The organism is Afipia felis ATCC 53690 (assembly GCF_000314735.2).
Taxonomy (GTDB): domain Bacteria; phylum Pseudomonadota; class Alphaproteobacteria; order Rhizobiales; family Xanthobacteraceae; genus Afipia; species Afipia felis.
Window position 1 is genome coordinate 374892 of sequence record NZ_KB375270.1, and the last position, 16202, is coordinate 391093.

Consider the following 16202-nt stretch of genomic DNA (forward strand, 5'->3'; position numbering starts at 1 on the left):
GCTGGAGAATTTCGTTCTCCAGACGAGCCGAAACGCAGTTCTGGAACCGCGTTCCACGGCGGAGAAGCGGCTTTGCTGCTCGCCTGAACGTGATTAGCTTATCGGTATGACATCCGAGGTCATGACACCCGGGGCGAAGGAGGGCCTTCGGTTTCATCCGAAGCATCCTGTCGCGCGGCGTATTCTCGCTGCGACGGCCATCCTGGCCGTGGTGGCGGCGGCTGCCTATTTCGCGGCGGTGACGTGGGGCATCAGCCATCAGACGTTCTTGTTATACGACAGCGCCCGTCAACGCCCGGTGGAGGTGGACATCGCGATGCGCCGTGATGTCAAGATGAGGGCCGATGCCGGGATGACGACAATGCCGGTCGTCATCATCAATCACGGCAACACCGTGCGCTTCAACGAATATTCCTTCCTGTCAAATTTCTTCGCTGGGAAGGGGTATCTCGCGATCTGCATTCAGCATGATCTTGCGAGCGATGCGCCGCTTGTGACCAAAAAGGGCGAGCCGTATGTCGGCCGTGAGCCGATCTACAAGCGCGGTATGGCCAATATCCTGTTTGCGATCCATGAAGTCGCCAAGCGCGAGCCGCATGCCGATTACAAACATCTGATCTTGGTGGGCCATTCGAACGGCGGCGACATCGCGATGTATTTCGCCGAGAAGCACCCCGACATGGTCGCGGACGTCATCACGCTCGATAATCTGCGCGTGCCGCTGCAGGGCGCGTTCAGGATTTTGACGTTTCGTTCGAAGGACCCGGAATTTCAGCCGGATGCCGGCGTGGTGCCTCAGGGCGACAGCAAGGATGTCACCGTTGTCAACACCAAGTACCGTCACACCGACATGTCGGACCGCGGCCCCAATGGCTTGAAGCTCAGCATCGAAGAGACGTTGTCGAAATTCCTCAACAAGGGGAAGGGTAGTGAGCTCGCGCCGGTCAACACCGACAAGATCGACGTGCCGCCGCCCCCCGGCGCGCAGGCGAGGAAATCAGCGCAATAATGGTATAAAACGCTCGCGCCTCCTCGCGGCGCTAGCGCGCCTGAAATTCAGCCGGATATTTGATGGTCAGCCTTATCGCCGGAATTGTTGTGCTCGCCCTGATCTATATGGGGCTCAATGTCATCCGTTCCGCCGATCCGAAACTGCTGGCGCGGCTGGTGCGGCGCATCGGCGGCGTGCTTGCGCTGGCGTTCGCTGCCTGGATCGGAGCGCGCGGCGAGTTTGTGGTCGCGATCCCGCTCGGTCTGTTCGGACTGGGGCTGCTCGGCTACGCGCCGCTCGGCGCGGAGCTTGCTTCGAAGTTCGGCTGGGGCGGTGCTGCCGTGCGTTCAGACGGGCAGCAATCCCAGATACGATCCCAGTTTATAGAGCTGACGCTCGACCGCCGTACCGGCGCGCTTGACGGGCGTGTGATTGCCGGACCCGAAGCGGGCCGTGTACTCGGTGAGTTCGCGCTCGCAGATTTGCTGCGGCTCGCGCACGGGTTCGACGAACAGAGCCGGGCCCTTCTGGAAAGTTATCTTGACCGCCGGTTTCCCGGATGGCGTGAAAACGCGCAGGACGCTGCGGCAGGAGGGGGTGCTCGCCAGCATCGCGGCATGGCGGCGGGCGGCAAAATGACGGCGGAGGAGGCTTATCAGATCCTTGGCCTGCAGCGAGGCGCGGGGCGCGATGAAATCAGCCGCGCTCATCGAGGGCTGATGAAGAAACTGCATCCCGATCAGGGGGGGACGACGTACCTCGCGGCCCGTGTCAACGAGGCCAAGGACACTCTTCTTCGCACGCATAAACGCTAACTCCACGCAACAAGACGCAAATCCTGTCGAGCGGCGCTCGTCGCTTCTCTGATGATGCCCCCAAATGCCCACCGTTGTCCGGCGTGGTCGTTTGTGCGGTTAAGGTTTTAGAGACCAAACCTTGAAAAAGGGTTGTCAGTCCGGAAATTACGCGCGGCGTTTGGGCGCATGAAAACGCCCGCGGAAGACGCGGGCGTTTTCTAGATATCTATTTGAGAGAGCGTCAGTTGCGGATGGTCATGCAGCTGATCTCGGAGCGCTTCAGCACCTTGCAGGCGGCCTCGGCGGAATTCTGATCGAGACCTGCGAAGCGGGCGCGGTAAAAGGTCTTGCGGCCCTTCGAGAATACCTCGGTGAATGGATCGGCGCGGCCGAGATAGCGCCCTGCGTTTTCACGCGCTGCGTTGAGGCGCCGACGGGCTTCTGATTCCGACTCCAGTGCGCCGACCTGAATAATCCATCCGCTATGCGCAGCGGGCTTCGTACCGGTGGAGGGGGCGATTTCCTGCGACGGCGCGGCCGATGCGACGGTCTGCGGCGGTGCGCTTGCTCCCATCGCGCGGGCCTGAGCGCCAAGTGTCGTCGGTGGCGGGCCGCGATTGGGATCGGCATAAGCCATGGTGGACGAGGGCGAAGGCATCGGCGTGCCGACGGTGGCCTCGCCAAGGCCGGGCGTGTTGCGGGTAATCACGATCGGCAACGGAGCCGGGAAAGCGGGATTCGATGAGGACGCCGCAACGGATGCGGTGGGCGCGGTTTCCGGTGTCGCGTCGGCAACGCGCACGGGCGCGGCGTTCGCAGGCGTCGGCATCGCCGCCTTGATGGTGTTCTTGGCGATCGTTTTGGCCTGCGCCATGCGGACCTGAACCGTCTTCACGCTAACGGGTTTCATCGGTTCCGACGAACCCGGGATGGCGGCGAGCGGCGAGGAAATGACGCCACTGGTGAGAGGTGCAGGCTCCGGCTTTGCTGCCGGCTCCGGCGCGCGCGGCGTCGGCGTGGGAATGGGTTCAGGTGCAGCCGAGGCGACTTCGACCGGTGCGGGGGCCGGGCGGGCCGGCGCCCTCGCGACGGCAGGCTCGTCGTCGCTGGCCACGCGCACCGGATTGCGTTCCGTGATGGCGGCGACAGTGCGGCGCGTTGCGCCCTCGTCGAGATGTTCCGCGAGCAGTTTGCGCATGGTCGCATCGCGCGCACCGCCGCTGCGGCCGCCCAGCACGACGCCGACGAGATGGCGATTGCCGCGTCGAATGTTGGTGACAAGGTTGAAACCGGAGGCGCGGACATAGCCCGTCTTGATGCCGTCGACGCCGTCGACCTTGCCGATCAGATGGTTATGGTTGCGGATCGGATGGCCGCGCCAGTTGAAGACGGACGTGGAGAAGTAGCGATAGTAGGTCGGGAAGCGATCCTGGATCGCGCGGCCGAGCGTGGCCTGATCGCGCGCGGTCGTCACCTGATCATCGTCGGGCAGGCCCGAGGCGTTGACGTAAGTGGTCTTGTTCATGCCGAGCGCGCGGGCCTTGCGCGTCATCTGCTTGCAGAAATTCTCCTCGCTGCCGCCGATCGCCTCGGCGACCACAACGGCGGCATCATTGGCCGAACGGGTGACGATGCCCTTGATGGCGTCTTCGACGCGAATGGTCTGGCCAGGGCGAAGGCCGAGTTTGGTCGGGGATTGAACGGAGGCGTGGCGCGAGACTTCGAGTTGTGAGTCCAGCCGCAGCTTGCCGCTCTCGAGCTGCTCGAACAGCATGTAGAGCGTCATGATCTTGGTCAGCGACGCAGGGTGACGGATGGCGTCGGGATTGGTGGCCTGCAGCGTCGTGCCGGAATTAGCATCGACGATGATGGAGGCGAAAGGCGGGTTGTAACCGGAGTACTGCACGTGGGCGCGGTGATGCCGGTGATGGCGTCGGCGCGCGTCGGCGTGATCCGTAAACAGAAGCGTGATTGAGACGGTGGCAAGAGCAAGCGTGAGGTAGCGTGCTGCCCTGCCGGACGCGAACGTGACACCGAGCATGAACTTCCCCGTCCCGATTCCAGACTCTCTTGGCCGCGTTCTGAGGCCAAATTGCGCCGGCCCTGCGGCTGAGCCGCGTCCGACCGGCAGTTGCGACATCCTTTTTCGGCCTGTGGCCGGCCGCGTCTGGCGACCTGTCATAAGCCGTTGAAGGGATGCTATTTTTCGGTTCCCCAGTTCCCCGAAGAACGTCGATAAATCAAAATAAGGGGCGGCAGTTGCCAAAGGCTTAACGAAGCGTTTCCGAGAAGCTCAGGATTTGTGACGTTTTTGTTGTGCGATGCACAAAATTATTGACCGGCTTTGTGCGGCGCGGTATGTTGGTCCGGTGATCGGGACACCCGGCACCCATTCTCATCCGTTCCGTCTTCTGAAAGGGCGAACCATGTTCAAGGTGGAAGATTTTCAGCAGCAAAGCAAAGAGCAGCTTGACGCCGCAGTGGCCTCTGCTCGCACCGTTGCCAACGGTTTTCAGGCGATCGCCGCAGCGTTCGGCGATTACTCGAAGAAGTCGTACGAAGACACCAAGGGTTACGTTGAAAAGCTTTCCGGCGTGAAGTCGCTGGATAAGGCGCTCGAAGTTCAGAGCGAATACGCCAAGACCGCCTACGATACGTTCGTCGTCGAGGCGCAGAAGATCGGTCAGCTTTATTCGGACCTTGCCAAGGAATCCTACAAGCCGTTCGAAGGTCTGGTTTCGAAGTACACGCAGCACTAAGCGCGACAGACAACTGAATTAGAAAAGCCCGGCTGAGAAGCCGGGCTTTTTATTTGTGTTGCGGTGGGTGACTGCGCCTATTGCGAGATGCGCAGCTTGGCAATCGTCGCGAGCACGTTCTGGAACGCGGTCGCAGTCTGGCTCGACTGGGTAATCATCTGGAAGTATGTGCCGGAGGTGGCGCAGTCCTGCAGCACCTGCGAGGTCGGATCCGCATTGTTGATGTTCACCTGAATGGTGAAGATGGTGATCTGGTTGCCGCCGTTCTGAGCTGGGTCCTTGATGTTCTTGCACAGAAGTTCCTGCCGGGCATCGATCGTCGAGCAAGCACCGGTGCCGGGACAGGTGTACCAGCGATCCTGTGTGTTCAAGCCGTCAGTCAACAGGACGATATAATCCTTGTAGACCCAGTTGGGATCTTTTGGCGGTGCCATGAATGGATTGTTCGTGGTGTTCAGCGTCTGCCAGCCCCAGAACAGCCCGACGGCCTGGTTGGTGTTGCCGTTCGGACTCATGGCATTGATTTGAGATTTCAGCGTGCTCCACTGATTGGTCATCGCGGTAAGGGGGGCCAGTGCGCAGCCGCTCCATTGTTCGGGGTAGGTTAGCTTCGAGGGTGCCGTCAGCGAACCTGTCATCGCATCATTGGTGGTGTCGTAGCTCTGATCACGGTCGTTGACGCAACCGGTCCACCCGCCGCTCGTTGTAGGATCGGAGGGGTTTGTCGCTGCATATTTCGTCAGAGTTGAAACCGCGGCGGGAGTGGCGCTCGGGTCGGCTGGCACGTTGCGCCAGTCATGCCGGTATGCAGACAGGCTGCAAACCTTGTTCGAGTTTGAGCCCGTACAACTGCAGCCGCTTGGCTTCCCAGTGCAGCTCGCAGATGACCCCGTCCACTTGAGGGTGACCGGCACACTCGTGTAGCAGCCGTTGTAGTAGATGCTGGTTTTACCCGGCAGTTTCTTGCCGCTGTCGATGCTCGGGCAGATCATGCCCGAATAGTTTCCGCTTGATGGGATACTGCTCGCGCTTTTTGCGCCGGAAATCGTGGCCGGCATATTGGTGCATGAAAAACCATGGGAATTGTTGCTAAACGGGCAACTCGAACCGGGGCCAGTCATGTCGATCCAGACGCCGGGCGTCGTGATGCCTGCCGAACTGGCGAGATTGTTGGGATAGCCGTTCTGACTGAGATAGGGTGGATCAGCCTTCCATTCCGTCCAGTTCAGCCAGGCCGCATTGACGTTCGAGGTGCTGACGCTCACGTCCTTGGTGAAAGGAACAATGGAAATATAAACGTCACCGTTATTCGTATTGAAGTTGGACAACTGCGTGATCATGTCGGTCGCTGCGCTTTGCAGTGCCGCCATCTTGCCGTTCTGAGCCATCGAACCGGTGTTATCGAGCACCAGTGCGACCCGCATCCGGGTGCTGCCCCATTTCGTGGTCGAGGACGAGTTGATCGGCAGTGTGCTGAAATTGTTGCCGAGCACCTTCATGAAATAGGTCGGGATGTTGCCGCCCGCCGTCAGCAGAATCGACGCGCCGCTGCCGCTGTTCGGCGTGTAAGTGGCGCTGAACGTCTGGATCGGGGCATCGGTGGCGACGTACAGCGAGTCGACATACTGCCGCGCGCGGGTCGTGATCTGGCTTGCCGTCAGGGATGCCGCGTCCTTGGAAATCATCAGCGCCGCGCTGTCGAGCGCGGTCTGGAGAGCGGTTCGGGCGGAGCTCGCGCGGGTGTAATCGACCGCGGCACCGACGAGCGCAACCAGCGGGATCGACACGAGAGCGAAGATGATTGCGACGTTGCCGCGGGCATCTGTTCGGAATTGCCGCACGAGGCGGGCAAGATGCTTGATCGACGGGAAGCTCATGGCTGCTACCAGACTGGTTATATCTGGAACTTTGCTTAGGGCTGCCGGGTGAAGAGGTAGTAAAATGATGCGAGTAAACCCGAGGACATTCCTAAAATGCCGTCTTTTTCAGAGGAGTGACGCACCTCTATCCTCAACGAAGTGTTGCGGATCGGGTCTTGTTTTCCTGTCAGCCGTTAACGAAATGGCAGAAAGCGGAACGGGACACCTTGTGGAAGCTGTCTGAAAGCCCTCCGAACGGCGCTAATTTCCTCAGCATTCCGAGGAAGGTAGGGTTTTCCGGTCGGCTTGCGGCGCAGCCGGACCGGGGCCATATTGGACAGGACGCCAGCGCGGACGGGTTCGTGCCGCCGCAGGCCGGGGATCATCGAACGCAAAGCCATGCTGCACAAGCCTTTCACCGTCATGACCGGAAAGACCGGACAATCCGGCGGCCGCCGTCCGCGCTCCGAAGCCATGTCCAGGGTCGTCATGTCAAAGGATGACGGCCGTCCCGAGGGGACAGGTCCGGGCACATCCGTCATTACCAGGACCAAGCCGCGCGCGAAGCGTCCGAGCCTGTATCGCGTCCTGATCCTGAATGACGACTACACGCCCATGGAATTCGTCGTCCACGTTCTGGAGAGGTTCTTTCAGAAGGATGTTGAAGCTGCGACCAAGATCATGTTGCATGTTCATCATCACGGGATCGGCGAGTGTGGAATCTTCACATATGAAATCGCCGAGACCAAAGTGACGCAGGTGATGGATTTTGCACGCAAGCACCAACATCCTTTGCAATGCGTGATGGAAAAGAAGTAGCCTGTCGACAGGAGTCGATTTGCAAGATCTGACGGCGGAAATGTTTTGGTGGGGAACCTGAGTTCGAAGAGTGGCGTTCATCTCACGATGCACTAGATTCGAGAACGACAAGACAACCGCACAAGAGAATGCCGGACGAAAGAAACAACGGCGGAAACGGCTGAGAGGAATACTCGAACGGCCAGAATGGCGGGGGCCATAAAGGAAGCGAATGCCGACTTTTTCTCAGAGCCTTGAACAATCCCTGCATCGCGCACTCGCGATCGCAAACGAACGCCACCATCAATACGCGACGCTCGAACATCTTTTGCTTTCGCTGATTGACGATGCCGATGCGGCCGCTGTGATGCGTGCCTGCAGCGTCGATCTCGACAAGCTGCGCGGCAGCCTCGTCGGTTATCTCGAAACTGAATTCGAGAACCTGATCGGCGATGGCGCCGAAGACGCCAAGCCGACCGCCGGATTCCAGCGCGTCGTGCAGCGCGCGGTGATCCATGTCCAGTCATCCGGTCGCGAGGAAGTGACCGGCGCCAACGTGCTGATCGCGATCTTCGCGGAGCGCGAAAGCCATGCCGCGTATTTCCTGCAGGAGCAGGACATGACGCGCTACGACGCGGTCAATTACATCAGCCATGGTATCGCCAAACGCCCCGGCGTCTCGGAAGCGCGGCCGGCGCGCGGCGTCGACGACGACACCGACACCAAGGGCGGCGAGGACACCAAGAAGAAGGGCGAGGCGCTCGAAACTTACTGCGTCAATCTCAACAAGAAGGCGCGCGACGGCAAGATTGATCCGGTGATCGGCCGCAACGCCGAGATTAACCGCGCGATCCAGGTGCTGTGCCGCCGCCAGAAGAATAATCCGCTGTTCGTCGGCGAAGCCGGCGTCGGCAAGACCGCGATCGCGGAGGGCCTCGCCAAGCGCATCGTCGACAGCGATGTGCCGGAGGTGCTGTCGGCCGCGACTGTGTTTTCGCTCGACATGGGCACGCTGCTCGCGGGCACGCGCTATCGTGGCGACTTCGAGGAACGCCTCAAGCAGGTCATCAAGGAGCTTGAGGCGCATCCCAACGCGATCCTGTTCATCGATGAGATCCACACCGTGATCGGTGCGGGCGCGACGTCGGGCGGGGCGATGGATGCCTCGAATCTCCTCAAGCCTGCGCTCGCCTCGGGCGGGATCCGCTGCATGGGCTCGACCACATACAAAGAGTATCGTCAGCACTTCGAGAAGGACCGCGCGCTGGTGCGGCGCTTCCAGAAGATCGACGTCAACGAGCCGTCGGTGGAAGATGCGATCGGTATCCTGAAGGGGCTGAAGCCTTATTTCGAGGACTACCACAAGCTGAAATACACCAACGACGCCATCGAGGCGGCGGTGAACCTTTCTGCACGCTACATCCACGACCGCAAATTGCCGGACAAGGCGATCGACGTGATCGACGAATCCGGTGCGGCGCAGATGCTGGTGCCGGAAGGCAAGCGCAAGAAGACTATCGGCATCAAGGAAATCGAGACGACCATCGCGACGATGGCGCGGATTCCCCCGAAGAGCGTGTCGAAGGACGACGCCGAGGTGCTGCGGCATCTCGAGGCGACGCTCAAGCGCACCGTTTTCGGTCAGGACAAGGCGATCGAGGCGCTGGCTGCGTCGATCAAGCTCGCCCGTGCGGGCCTGCGCGAACCGGAGAAGCCGATCGGCTGCTACCTGTTCTCGGGTCCGACCGGCGTCGGCAAGACCGAGGTCGCGAAGCAACTGGCGTCTTCGCTCGGCGTCGAACTCCTGCGCTTCGACATGTCGGAGTACATGGAGCGGCATACGGTGTCCCGTTTGATCGGTGCGCCTCCGGGCTATGTCGGCTTCGATCAGGGCGGCTTGCTCACCGACGGCGTTGACCAGCATCCGCATTGCGTGGTGCTGCTGGACGAGATCGAGAAGGCGCATCCCGACCTTTACAACGTGCTGCTGCAGATCATGGATCATGGCAAGCTCACCGACCACAACGGCAAGCAGGTGAACTTCCGCAACATCATCCTGATCATGACGACCAACGCGGGCGCGGCCGATATGGCCAAGGCGGCATTCGGCTTCACGCGCAGCAAACGTGAAGGCGAGGACCACGAGGCGATCAACCGGCAGTTTGCGCCGGAATTCCGCAACCGTCTCGATGCCATCGTTTCCTTCGCGCACCTCGATGCCGATGTGATCGGCATGGTGGTGGAGAAGTTCGTGATGCAGCTCGAAGCCCAGCTTGGCGACCGCAACGTCACCATCGAGCTGTCCGACCCGGCCAAGACCTGGCTGGTGAAGGAGGGCTACGACGAGCAGATGGGCGCGCGGCCGATGGCACGCGTTATCCAGGAGCACATCAAGAAGCCGCTGGCCGACGAGGTGCTGTTCGGCAAGCTCAAGAACGGTGGCCATGTCCGCGTTGTGCTCGTCAAGGACGAAGCGGCGGGTGAGGGCAAGGAGAAGATCGGCTTCGAGTTCGTCGAAGGCCCGGTCACGCCGAAGCCGGAAAAGCTGCCGGGCGCGCGCAAGCGCAAACCCAAGGCGAGCAAGGAGCCCGCCAAGGCGTGATGTATCTGCGATAATGAAAAAAGCCCGGCGCGAAATCGCCGGGCTTTTTTGTTGGTCGAAATCCGCTCAGAAATGCCTGATCGCCCGCGCGATGGCGTCGAATTTCGCGGTCAGCACATCGGAAGCGATCTTCGAGAGCGTCACCGCTGCAACTGCGATCAGAACCGTGACGACGACATATTGCGAGAAGACGAACGCAAGCAGCACACGCGCCGCGCCACGCAGCATGTTGGCGATGCGGGAAGGGGCAGGTGGGCTGGCCGGAACGGCAAGGTCATCAGCGGATGGAACAGGCTCGCTCTCCGCCTCATTGTCTTGCTCGACGGCGGGCGCAACCTCATCTTCTGGCAGCATTTCGTCGTCAGGCTGGCGTTGTTCCATGCATCAGCTTTAAGCGGGAGAGCAGGACGAGACCATGTGGTTATCGGGATTAAGGTAAATGCACCGGGTCATGAAATTGGTGAGCTTGATTACTGCCGCCATACTCATGCCGGCACTGCAGGTTGCGCTTGCCCAGCAGGATGCACCGGCACCTTCCGACGCCAAGCCCAAAAGCGAGACTGCAACGGCCGCTGAAAAAAACACCGACACCGGCGAATCCATGTGCCTGATGATCGAATCCGCGGCGAAGGCAAACGGTCTGCCGCTGGAATTCTTCGCGCGCGTGATCTGGCAGGAAAGTCGTTTCCAGCCCGATGCGATCGGACCCGTTACGCGCAACGGTCAGCGCGCGCAGGGCGTGGCGCAGTTTATGCCGGGGACGGCGAACGAGCGGCGGCTGCTCGATCCGTTCGATCCGGTACAGGCGTTGCCGAAGGCCGCCGAATTTCTGAGCGAACTGCGCCAGCAGTTCGGCAATCTCGGGCTTGCCGCGGCTGCCTACAATGCCGGGCCACGGCGTGTGAGTGAATGGCGCGCGGGAACGGGGCCGATGCCTGAGGAGACCCGCAACTATGTCTACGCCATCACCGGCGCGAGCGTGGAGGACTGGAATAAAGCGGGCGTGGGCAACGACATCGCTGATCGCAAGAAGCCGGCAGGTTGCCGTGAATTGATGGCGCTGCTGCGCCACGCACCGAATCCGTTTGTCGCTCATCTCGAGGAGCGTGTCCGCATCGGCGCAGAAAGCCCGTGGGGCGTGCAGCTTGCCGCGGGATTCTCGCGTGATAAGGCGCTTGCGATGTATGCACGCGCGATGGCCCGGGTGAGCGGCGTGATCGGCGATCACGATCCGAATCTGCTCAGCAGCACGTTCCGCAGTCGCGGCACTCGCGCATTCTATCAGGTGCGGATCGGCGCGGAGACGCGAGAGGCGGCGAACGATTTGTGCGCGAAGATCCACAAGGCGGGGCAGGCCTGTATGGTGCTGCGTAACAACAGGGGGTGATCGCTCAGGTCGCCTTGTTCAAGTTGCTTTGCGGAAGGGGCCGCCTTCCGTCAGTTCGCGGCCGACTTCCGCGACATAATCGCGTTCATGAACGAGATAGTCGCGCACCGCGTGGCGCAGGCTCGGGTCGGCGATGTAATGGGCGGAGTGGGTCATCTGCGGCAGGTAGCCGCGCGCGATCTTGTGTTCGCCCTGTGCGCCGGCCTCGACGGATTTAAGCCCGTGCCGGATCGCATAATCGATGGCCTGATAGTAGCAGACCTCGAAATGCAGGAACGGGTGATGCTCGATCGCGCCCCAATGGCGGCCGTAGAGCGTATCGGACCCCTTGAAGTTGATCGCGCCCGCGATCCAGCATCCTTCGCGCTTTGCCATGATGAGCACGACGTCGTCGGCCATGGTTTCGGCGATCTGTGTATAGAAGGGGCGGTTGAGATAGGGGCGCCCCCATTTGCGCGATCCCGTCTCCATGTAGAACCCGTAGAACGCGTCCCATGCATCGTCGGTGATGTCCACGCCGGTCAGTACATGAATCTCGATGCCGTTTGTGAGGGCGTCGCGGCGTTCGCGCTTGATCGCCTTGCGATGGCGCGAGGCCAGTGTGGCGAGGAAATCGTCGAAGCTTGCGTAGCCTTCATTGCGCCAGTGATATTGCTGGTCGGTGCGTTGAAGGAATCCGTGCTGCGCAAGAAGCCTCCATTCGTCCTGGGCGGCGAAGGTGACATGTACGGACGAGACATTGAGCTGGCTGCACAGGCCGATCATTCCCGCGATCAGTGCTTCGCGAATCTGCTCCTGATCGGCATCAGAGCGAACCAGCAGGCGCGGGCCGGTGACCGGCGTGAACGGCACGGACACCTGCAGCTTCGGATAATACGCGCCGCCCGCGCGCATGAAGGCATCCGCCCAGTTATGGTCGAATACATATTCTCCCTGCGAGTGGTTCTTGAGATAGCAGGGGACTATTCCGAGGATGTGTTCTTCGCACCGCGCGACGAGGTGGCGCGCGGCCCAGCCGGTGCGCGCAATGGCGGAGCCGGAGTTCTCCAGTGCGGCAAAGAACGCATAGGAAAGAAACGGATTATAGGCGCTGCCTTCGGGGTGCGCGCAGGCGTTCCAGTCATCTGCCGCGATCTGGCGTACGGACGATACGGCTTCGAGCGTGATGTCGGTGGGTGTCGTCAAATGCGGGCAATCCGGCCAGCGGTATGCGGTTCGATCTCAGCCATAGATCGTGATTTTCCGAGCATCTTCAAGGGCGCTTTGCCCCCGGCACGAAGCCCTCGAAAATCACCTGGTCGGCGTAGCGCGCGGCACGGGCGCGCTGTTCCAGCGTGCGAACGGTCCACGTCAACAGTGCGCAACCGAAGATGTGGCGAGCGATCCATGGGGCGGGCGCGGGCAACTCATTGATCCAGTAGGCGACAAAATGCGGACGGGTCCGGAAGGCGTGGCGCAGATGGAGCATGCCGCGCACTTTCTCTGGTGGCAGTTGCTGCCACTCGTCCTCATGATAATAGCGCTCCGCGACGATGCCGCGCGGCACCTCCGGAATGTGGTCGCGGATCGCCAGCACCTGATCGGGATCGAACGACATCAGCGCGAGCGGGCCAGAGTAGGCACGCACGACCTCGGCAACGCGCCGGATCAGGCGGCGGTCGCCGTCGAACCGGCTCTTGATCTCGACCACCAGCGGCACGCGGCCGGCGGTCATCTCGCACAATTCGCTGAGCGTGATTATGCGGTCGGCCGTTTCCTTGAAGCGCACGGTTTTCAGCTCGGCGGCGCTCAAAGTGCGGATGTCGTCCGTGCGCTCGGTGAGGCGCGCCAGCGTGTCGTCGTGAAACACCATCGCCTCGCCGTCAGCCGACAGTTGCAGGTCGGTCTCGATGGCGAAACCGCCTGTCATCGCGGCGACGAAAGCCGAGGGCGTGCTTTCCACGATGCCCTTGGCGCGATCATGCAACCCGCGATGTGCGACCGGCGCAGCAGTCAGCCAGCCCGGTGCGCGATAGGCCATCACATCACCTCGAACTGGCCTTCGACCTCGACGGCGGCATCCGCCGGCAGCGCGGCGACACCGACGGTCGAGCGCGCGTGGCGTCCCTTGTCGCCGAACACCTCGACCATCAGGTCGGAGGCGCCGTTCATCACCTTCGGGCCATCGAGAAAGTCGGGCGCGGAGTTGATGAAGCCGCCGAGCCGGATCACCCGCACCACGCGGTCGAGGTCGCCGACGGCGGCCTTCACCTGGATCAGGAGATTGATGGCGCAGCCGCGCGCGGCCGCGATGCCCTGGTCCATGCTGACGCCCGCGCCGAGCTTGCCCTTGGCGATCAGTTGCCGGTTGGCGTCATTGCAGACCTGACCGGAGACGGTGAGGATGTTGCCGGTCCGCACAAACGGCACGTAGTTGGCGATGGGGACCAGCGGCGTGTGCAGCACGATCCCAAGCTCAGCCAGCTTCCGTTCGATCTCGCCTGCCATCTCATTCTCCATGATTGGACCGTCTTTGACGCCGGTTATGCCCAAGTTGCGGCATAATCCCAGCGCCAATATGCTCCGATTCCTAGTGTGGTGGTTCAGAAGTTCGCTTCATTTTCTCCGCGAGTTCTTCAAGCGAACTTCTGAACCTAAACCACACTAGTATCATAGATTTTCTAGTGTCCCTTCGAATCCGAAGTTCGCTACGGAAGGCGCGGCCTAGTGAGGCGAACTTCGGATTCGGGACACTCGATTGGCAAGGAGAGAACATGGTCTCGTCGCGGTCGTTTTTGCGGACTTTTTGCGTGCTCGGCACTGTTGTGGCGTCGGGTTCGTTCGCGCATGCGCAGACGGCTGCCGGGGTGCCGTTCATGGCGCATGAGGCGGTTTACGACCTGAGCCTTGCGAAGGCGCGGGGTAACGCCGCGGTCAATTCCGCGAACGGGCGCATCGTCTACAAATTCGGCGGCAATGCCTGCGACGGCTATTCGACCGACTTCCGGCAGGTGTCGCGGATTGAATCGGGTGAAGACAGGACCACGACGAGCGACCTACGTTCGACCAACTGGGAGGATGCGAAGGGCAAAAGCTATCGCTTCAAGGTCGCGAGCCAGACCAACGACGCCGAGCCGTCCTATGTGGACGGCATGGCCGAGCGTGGGCCGGATGGCACCATCACCGTGAAGCTGAAGCAGCCGTCGGCGAAAACCTTCACGCTCGACAAGGACATCGTATTCCCGACCGAGCAGACCCGCCGTATCATCGAAGCCGCGAAGGACGGCAAGCGCATTCTCGAACTCGGCGTCTATGACGGCTCCGACAATGGCGAGAAGGTCTACAATACGTTCGTGGTGATCGGACAGCCGATCGCGGGAAACCGCGCCTCCGCATCGCCCGACGTCGCCAGCAAGAGCGATCAGTTGAAACATCAGACCCGCTGGCCGGTGACTGTGAGCTATTATGATCGTGGCGCCAAGCCGGACAAGGGCGAGCAGACGCCGCTCTACACGATGTCGTTCGAACTGTATGAGGATGGCGTCTCGCGCGCGCTGGTGCTCGACTACAATGATTTCGTCGTCAACGGGACAATGGACAAGTTCGAGGTCGGCGACAACAAGCCGTGTAAATAGGCAGCGTCACGGGTCCTTTCGCCGCAGGGACGAAGGGCTCGCGGGTTTCGGCGTATAGGCGATGCCGCGCACCACAGCGTTGTCGCCGAAGCGTTTGCGCACTTCGTCCATGGCGCGCTCGGCATGCGCGGAACGGCGGTTGAGCATGTCCTCTTCGTCGCTTCCGTTCGCGGGCTGCAGCGCGCTGACGCCGACGCCGATCAGCCGGAAGGCGGTGCCATCGGTTTCGCGTGCCAGCATTTCGCGTGCGATCGCGAATATCCGGTTGGCGAGCTGGGTCGGTGTGATGATCGACTGCGAGCGGGTGCGCTGGCGGAAATCAGCGGTTTTCAGTTTCAGGGTAACTGTCGAACCCGCGACAGTGCTGTTTTTCAGGCGTCGTGACACCTTTTCGCTAAGATCCCACAGGATACGCTCCAGCGTCGCGAAGTCGCGCAGATCGCTCTCGAAGGTGGTCTCGCTGGAAATCACCTTCGCTCCGCGGTCGGGCACCACCTTGCGGTCGTCGACGCCGCGCGCGAGTCGCCACAGCCTGCGGCCTTCCGCGCCGAATAAACGCATGAGTTCGATTTCATCCGCGCGCTGCAGCTCTCCGATCAGGCGGAAGCCGTGATCGCGTAGCTTGTCCTGCATCGCAGGGCCGACGCCGTAGATAAAGCCGACAGGTTTCTCCGCCATCAGTGTCCGTGCGTCGTCCTGATCGAGCACTGCAAAGCCGCGCGGTTTGTCGAGATCGGAAGCGATCTTGGCGAGGAACTTGTTGGCCGACAGCCCCACGGAAACGGTGATGCCGATGTCTCGCTCGACCTGCGCGGCGAAGCGCGCGAGAACCTTCGCCGGGATCATGCCGTGCAGGCGCTCGGTGCCTGACAGATCGAGGAACGCTTCGTCGATCGACAGTGGTTCGACGAGGGGTGTCAGCGCAAGCATCGCCTGCCGCACATCGCGGCCGACCTGAACGTAGCGCGCCATGTCGGGACGGATGACGACGGCGTCGGGACACAGGTCGAGTGCCTTGTACATCGGCATGGCCGAGCGCACGCCGTAGGTGCGCGCGATGTAGCAGGCGGCCGCGACGACGCCACGCTTGCCGCCGCCAATAATGACGGGTTTGTCTGCGATCTCGGGCCGGTCGCGTTTGGTGACGGTGGCGTAGAAGGCGTCGCAGTCGATATGGGCGAGGCTGAGATGCGGAAGCGCGCGGTGCCGCAACAGACGCGGAGAGCCGCAAGCGGCGCAGCGCTTGGCCTGTGGGGCTGCGTCGGTCAGGCAGTCCCGGCAGAAACCGGGAGGGGGAGAGGGCTCATCCATCGGGCGGCGCCAGTTCTAGTGTCCCGAATCCGAAGTTCGCCTCATCAGGCAGCACCTTCCGCAGCGAACTTCGGATTCGAAAGG

Annotated in this window: 14 protein-coding genes; 7 read left to right on the forward strand and 7 right to left on the reverse strand. The window is 61.5% G+C overall.

Translation table 11 applies throughout. The features are described from left to right. Positions 1–106: 106 nt before the first annotated feature. Together HMPREF9697_RS01965 and HMPREF9697_RS01970 are read left to right on the forward strand one after the other, a co-directional pair. Positions 107–1009, forward strand: coding sequence for an alpha/beta hydrolase (locus tag HMPREF9697_RS01965; protein WP_002715465.1), 903 nt, complete (start codon positions 107–109; stop codon positions 1007–1009). Positions 1010–1071: 62 nt separating this feature from the next. Continuing rightward, positions 1072–1806: a DnaJ domain-containing protein gene (locus HMPREF9697_RS01970; RefSeq protein ID WP_002715466.1), complete on the forward strand. Its 735-nt coding sequence runs from the start codon at positions 1072–1074 to the stop codon at positions 1804–1806. Between the two features lie 223 nt (positions 1807–2029). On the opposite strand, the gene HMPREF9697_RS01975 is transcribed toward HMPREF9697_RS01970, so the two are convergent. Then, positions 2030–3829, reverse strand: coding sequence for a D-alanyl-D-alanine carboxypeptidase (locus HMPREF9697_RS01975; protein ID WP_002715467.1), 1800 nt, complete (start codon positions 3827–3829; stop codon positions 2030–2032). A gap of 385 nt (positions 3830–4214) precedes the next feature. Here HMPREF9697_RS01975 and HMPREF9697_RS01980 point away from each other — a divergent pair, with 385 nt between their 5' ends. Further along, positions 4215–4547 carry a phasin family protein gene (locus HMPREF9697_RS01980; protein ID WP_002715468.1) on the forward strand — a complete coding sequence of 111 codons (333 nt, stop codon included), beginning with the start codon at positions 4215–4217 and terminating at the stop codon, positions 4545–4547. Between the two features lie 77 nt (positions 4548–4624). On the opposite strand, the gene HMPREF9697_RS01985 is transcribed toward HMPREF9697_RS01980, so the two are convergent. Further along, a complete protein-coding gene (locus tag HMPREF9697_RS01985; RefSeq protein ID WP_002715469.1) occupies positions 4625–6424 on the reverse strand; it encodes a TadE/TadG family type IV pilus assembly protein in 1800 nt (599 codons plus the stop codon). A 471-nt stretch (positions 6425–6895) separates the two neighbouring features. Between HMPREF9697_RS01985 and clpS the strand changes: the two genes are divergently transcribed. After that, on the forward strand, positions 6896–7225 hold the full coding sequence (gene clpS / locus HMPREF9697_RS01990) for an ATP-dependent Clp protease adapter ClpS (protein ID WP_040308082.1): 330 nt from the start codon (positions 6896–6898) through the stop codon (positions 7223–7225). Between the two features lie 211 nt (positions 7226–7436). Beyond that, positions 7437–9806 (forward strand): ATP-dependent Clp protease ATP-binding subunit ClpA, encoded by a 2370-nt coding sequence (gene clpA, locus HMPREF9697_RS01995; protein WP_002715471.1) that lies wholly within the window; start codon positions 7437–7439, stop codon positions 9804–9806. Positions 9807–9872: 66 nt separating this feature from the next. Here clpA and HMPREF9697_RS02000 read toward each other — a convergent pair whose 3' ends face one another. Then, entirely contained in the window at positions 9873–10187 is a 315-nt protein-coding gene (locus HMPREF9697_RS02000; RefSeq protein WP_002715472.1) for a hypothetical protein, read from the reverse strand. Positions 10188–10293: 106 nt separating this feature from the next. On the opposite strand from HMPREF9697_RS02000, the gene HMPREF9697_RS02005 reads away from it, so the two are divergent. After that, positions 10294–11193 (forward strand): transglycosylase SLT domain-containing protein, encoded by a 900-nt coding sequence (locus HMPREF9697_RS02005; RefSeq protein ID WP_051053898.1) that lies wholly within the window; start codon positions 10294–10296, stop codon positions 11191–11193. Positions 11194–11211: 18 nt separating this feature from the next. Here HMPREF9697_RS02005 and HMPREF9697_RS02010 read toward each other — a convergent pair whose 3' ends face one another. The 3 genes from HMPREF9697_RS02010 to HMPREF9697_RS02020 all read right to left on the reverse strand — a co-directional run bounded on the left by HMPREF9697_RS02010 (position 11212) and on the right by HMPREF9697_RS02020 (position 13680). Beyond that, positions 11212–12378: a GNAT family N-acetyltransferase gene (locus tag HMPREF9697_RS02010; protein WP_002715474.1), complete on the reverse strand. Its 1167-nt coding sequence runs from the start codon at positions 12376–12378 to the stop codon at positions 11212–11214. Between the two features lie 67 nt (positions 12379–12445). Further along, positions 12446–13213 (reverse strand): glycerophosphodiester phosphodiesterase, encoded by a 768-nt coding sequence (locus HMPREF9697_RS02015; protein WP_002715475.1) that lies wholly within the window; start codon positions 13211–13213, stop codon positions 12446–12448. Next, positions 13213–13680 (reverse strand): RidA family protein, encoded by a 468-nt coding sequence (locus HMPREF9697_RS02020; RefSeq protein ID WP_002715476.1) that lies wholly within the window; start codon positions 13678–13680, stop codon positions 13213–13215. The genes HMPREF9697_RS02015 and HMPREF9697_RS02020 overlap by 1 nt, the downstream gene beginning before the upstream one ends. Before the next feature lie 266 nt (positions 13681–13946). On the opposite strand from HMPREF9697_RS02020, the gene HMPREF9697_RS02025 reads away from it, so the two are divergent. Next, positions 13947–14807, forward strand: coding sequence for a cell envelope integrity EipB family protein (locus HMPREF9697_RS02025; RefSeq protein WP_002715477.1), 861 nt, complete (start codon positions 13947–13949; stop codon positions 14805–14807). A gap of 6 nt (positions 14808–14813) precedes the next feature. Here HMPREF9697_RS02025 and HMPREF9697_RS02030 read toward each other — a convergent pair whose 3' ends face one another. Further along, a complete protein-coding gene (locus tag HMPREF9697_RS02030; RefSeq protein ID WP_002715478.1) occupies positions 14814–16118 on the reverse strand; it encodes a DNA polymerase IV in 1305 nt (434 codons plus the stop codon). Positions 16119–16202 lie beyond the last annotated feature (84 nt).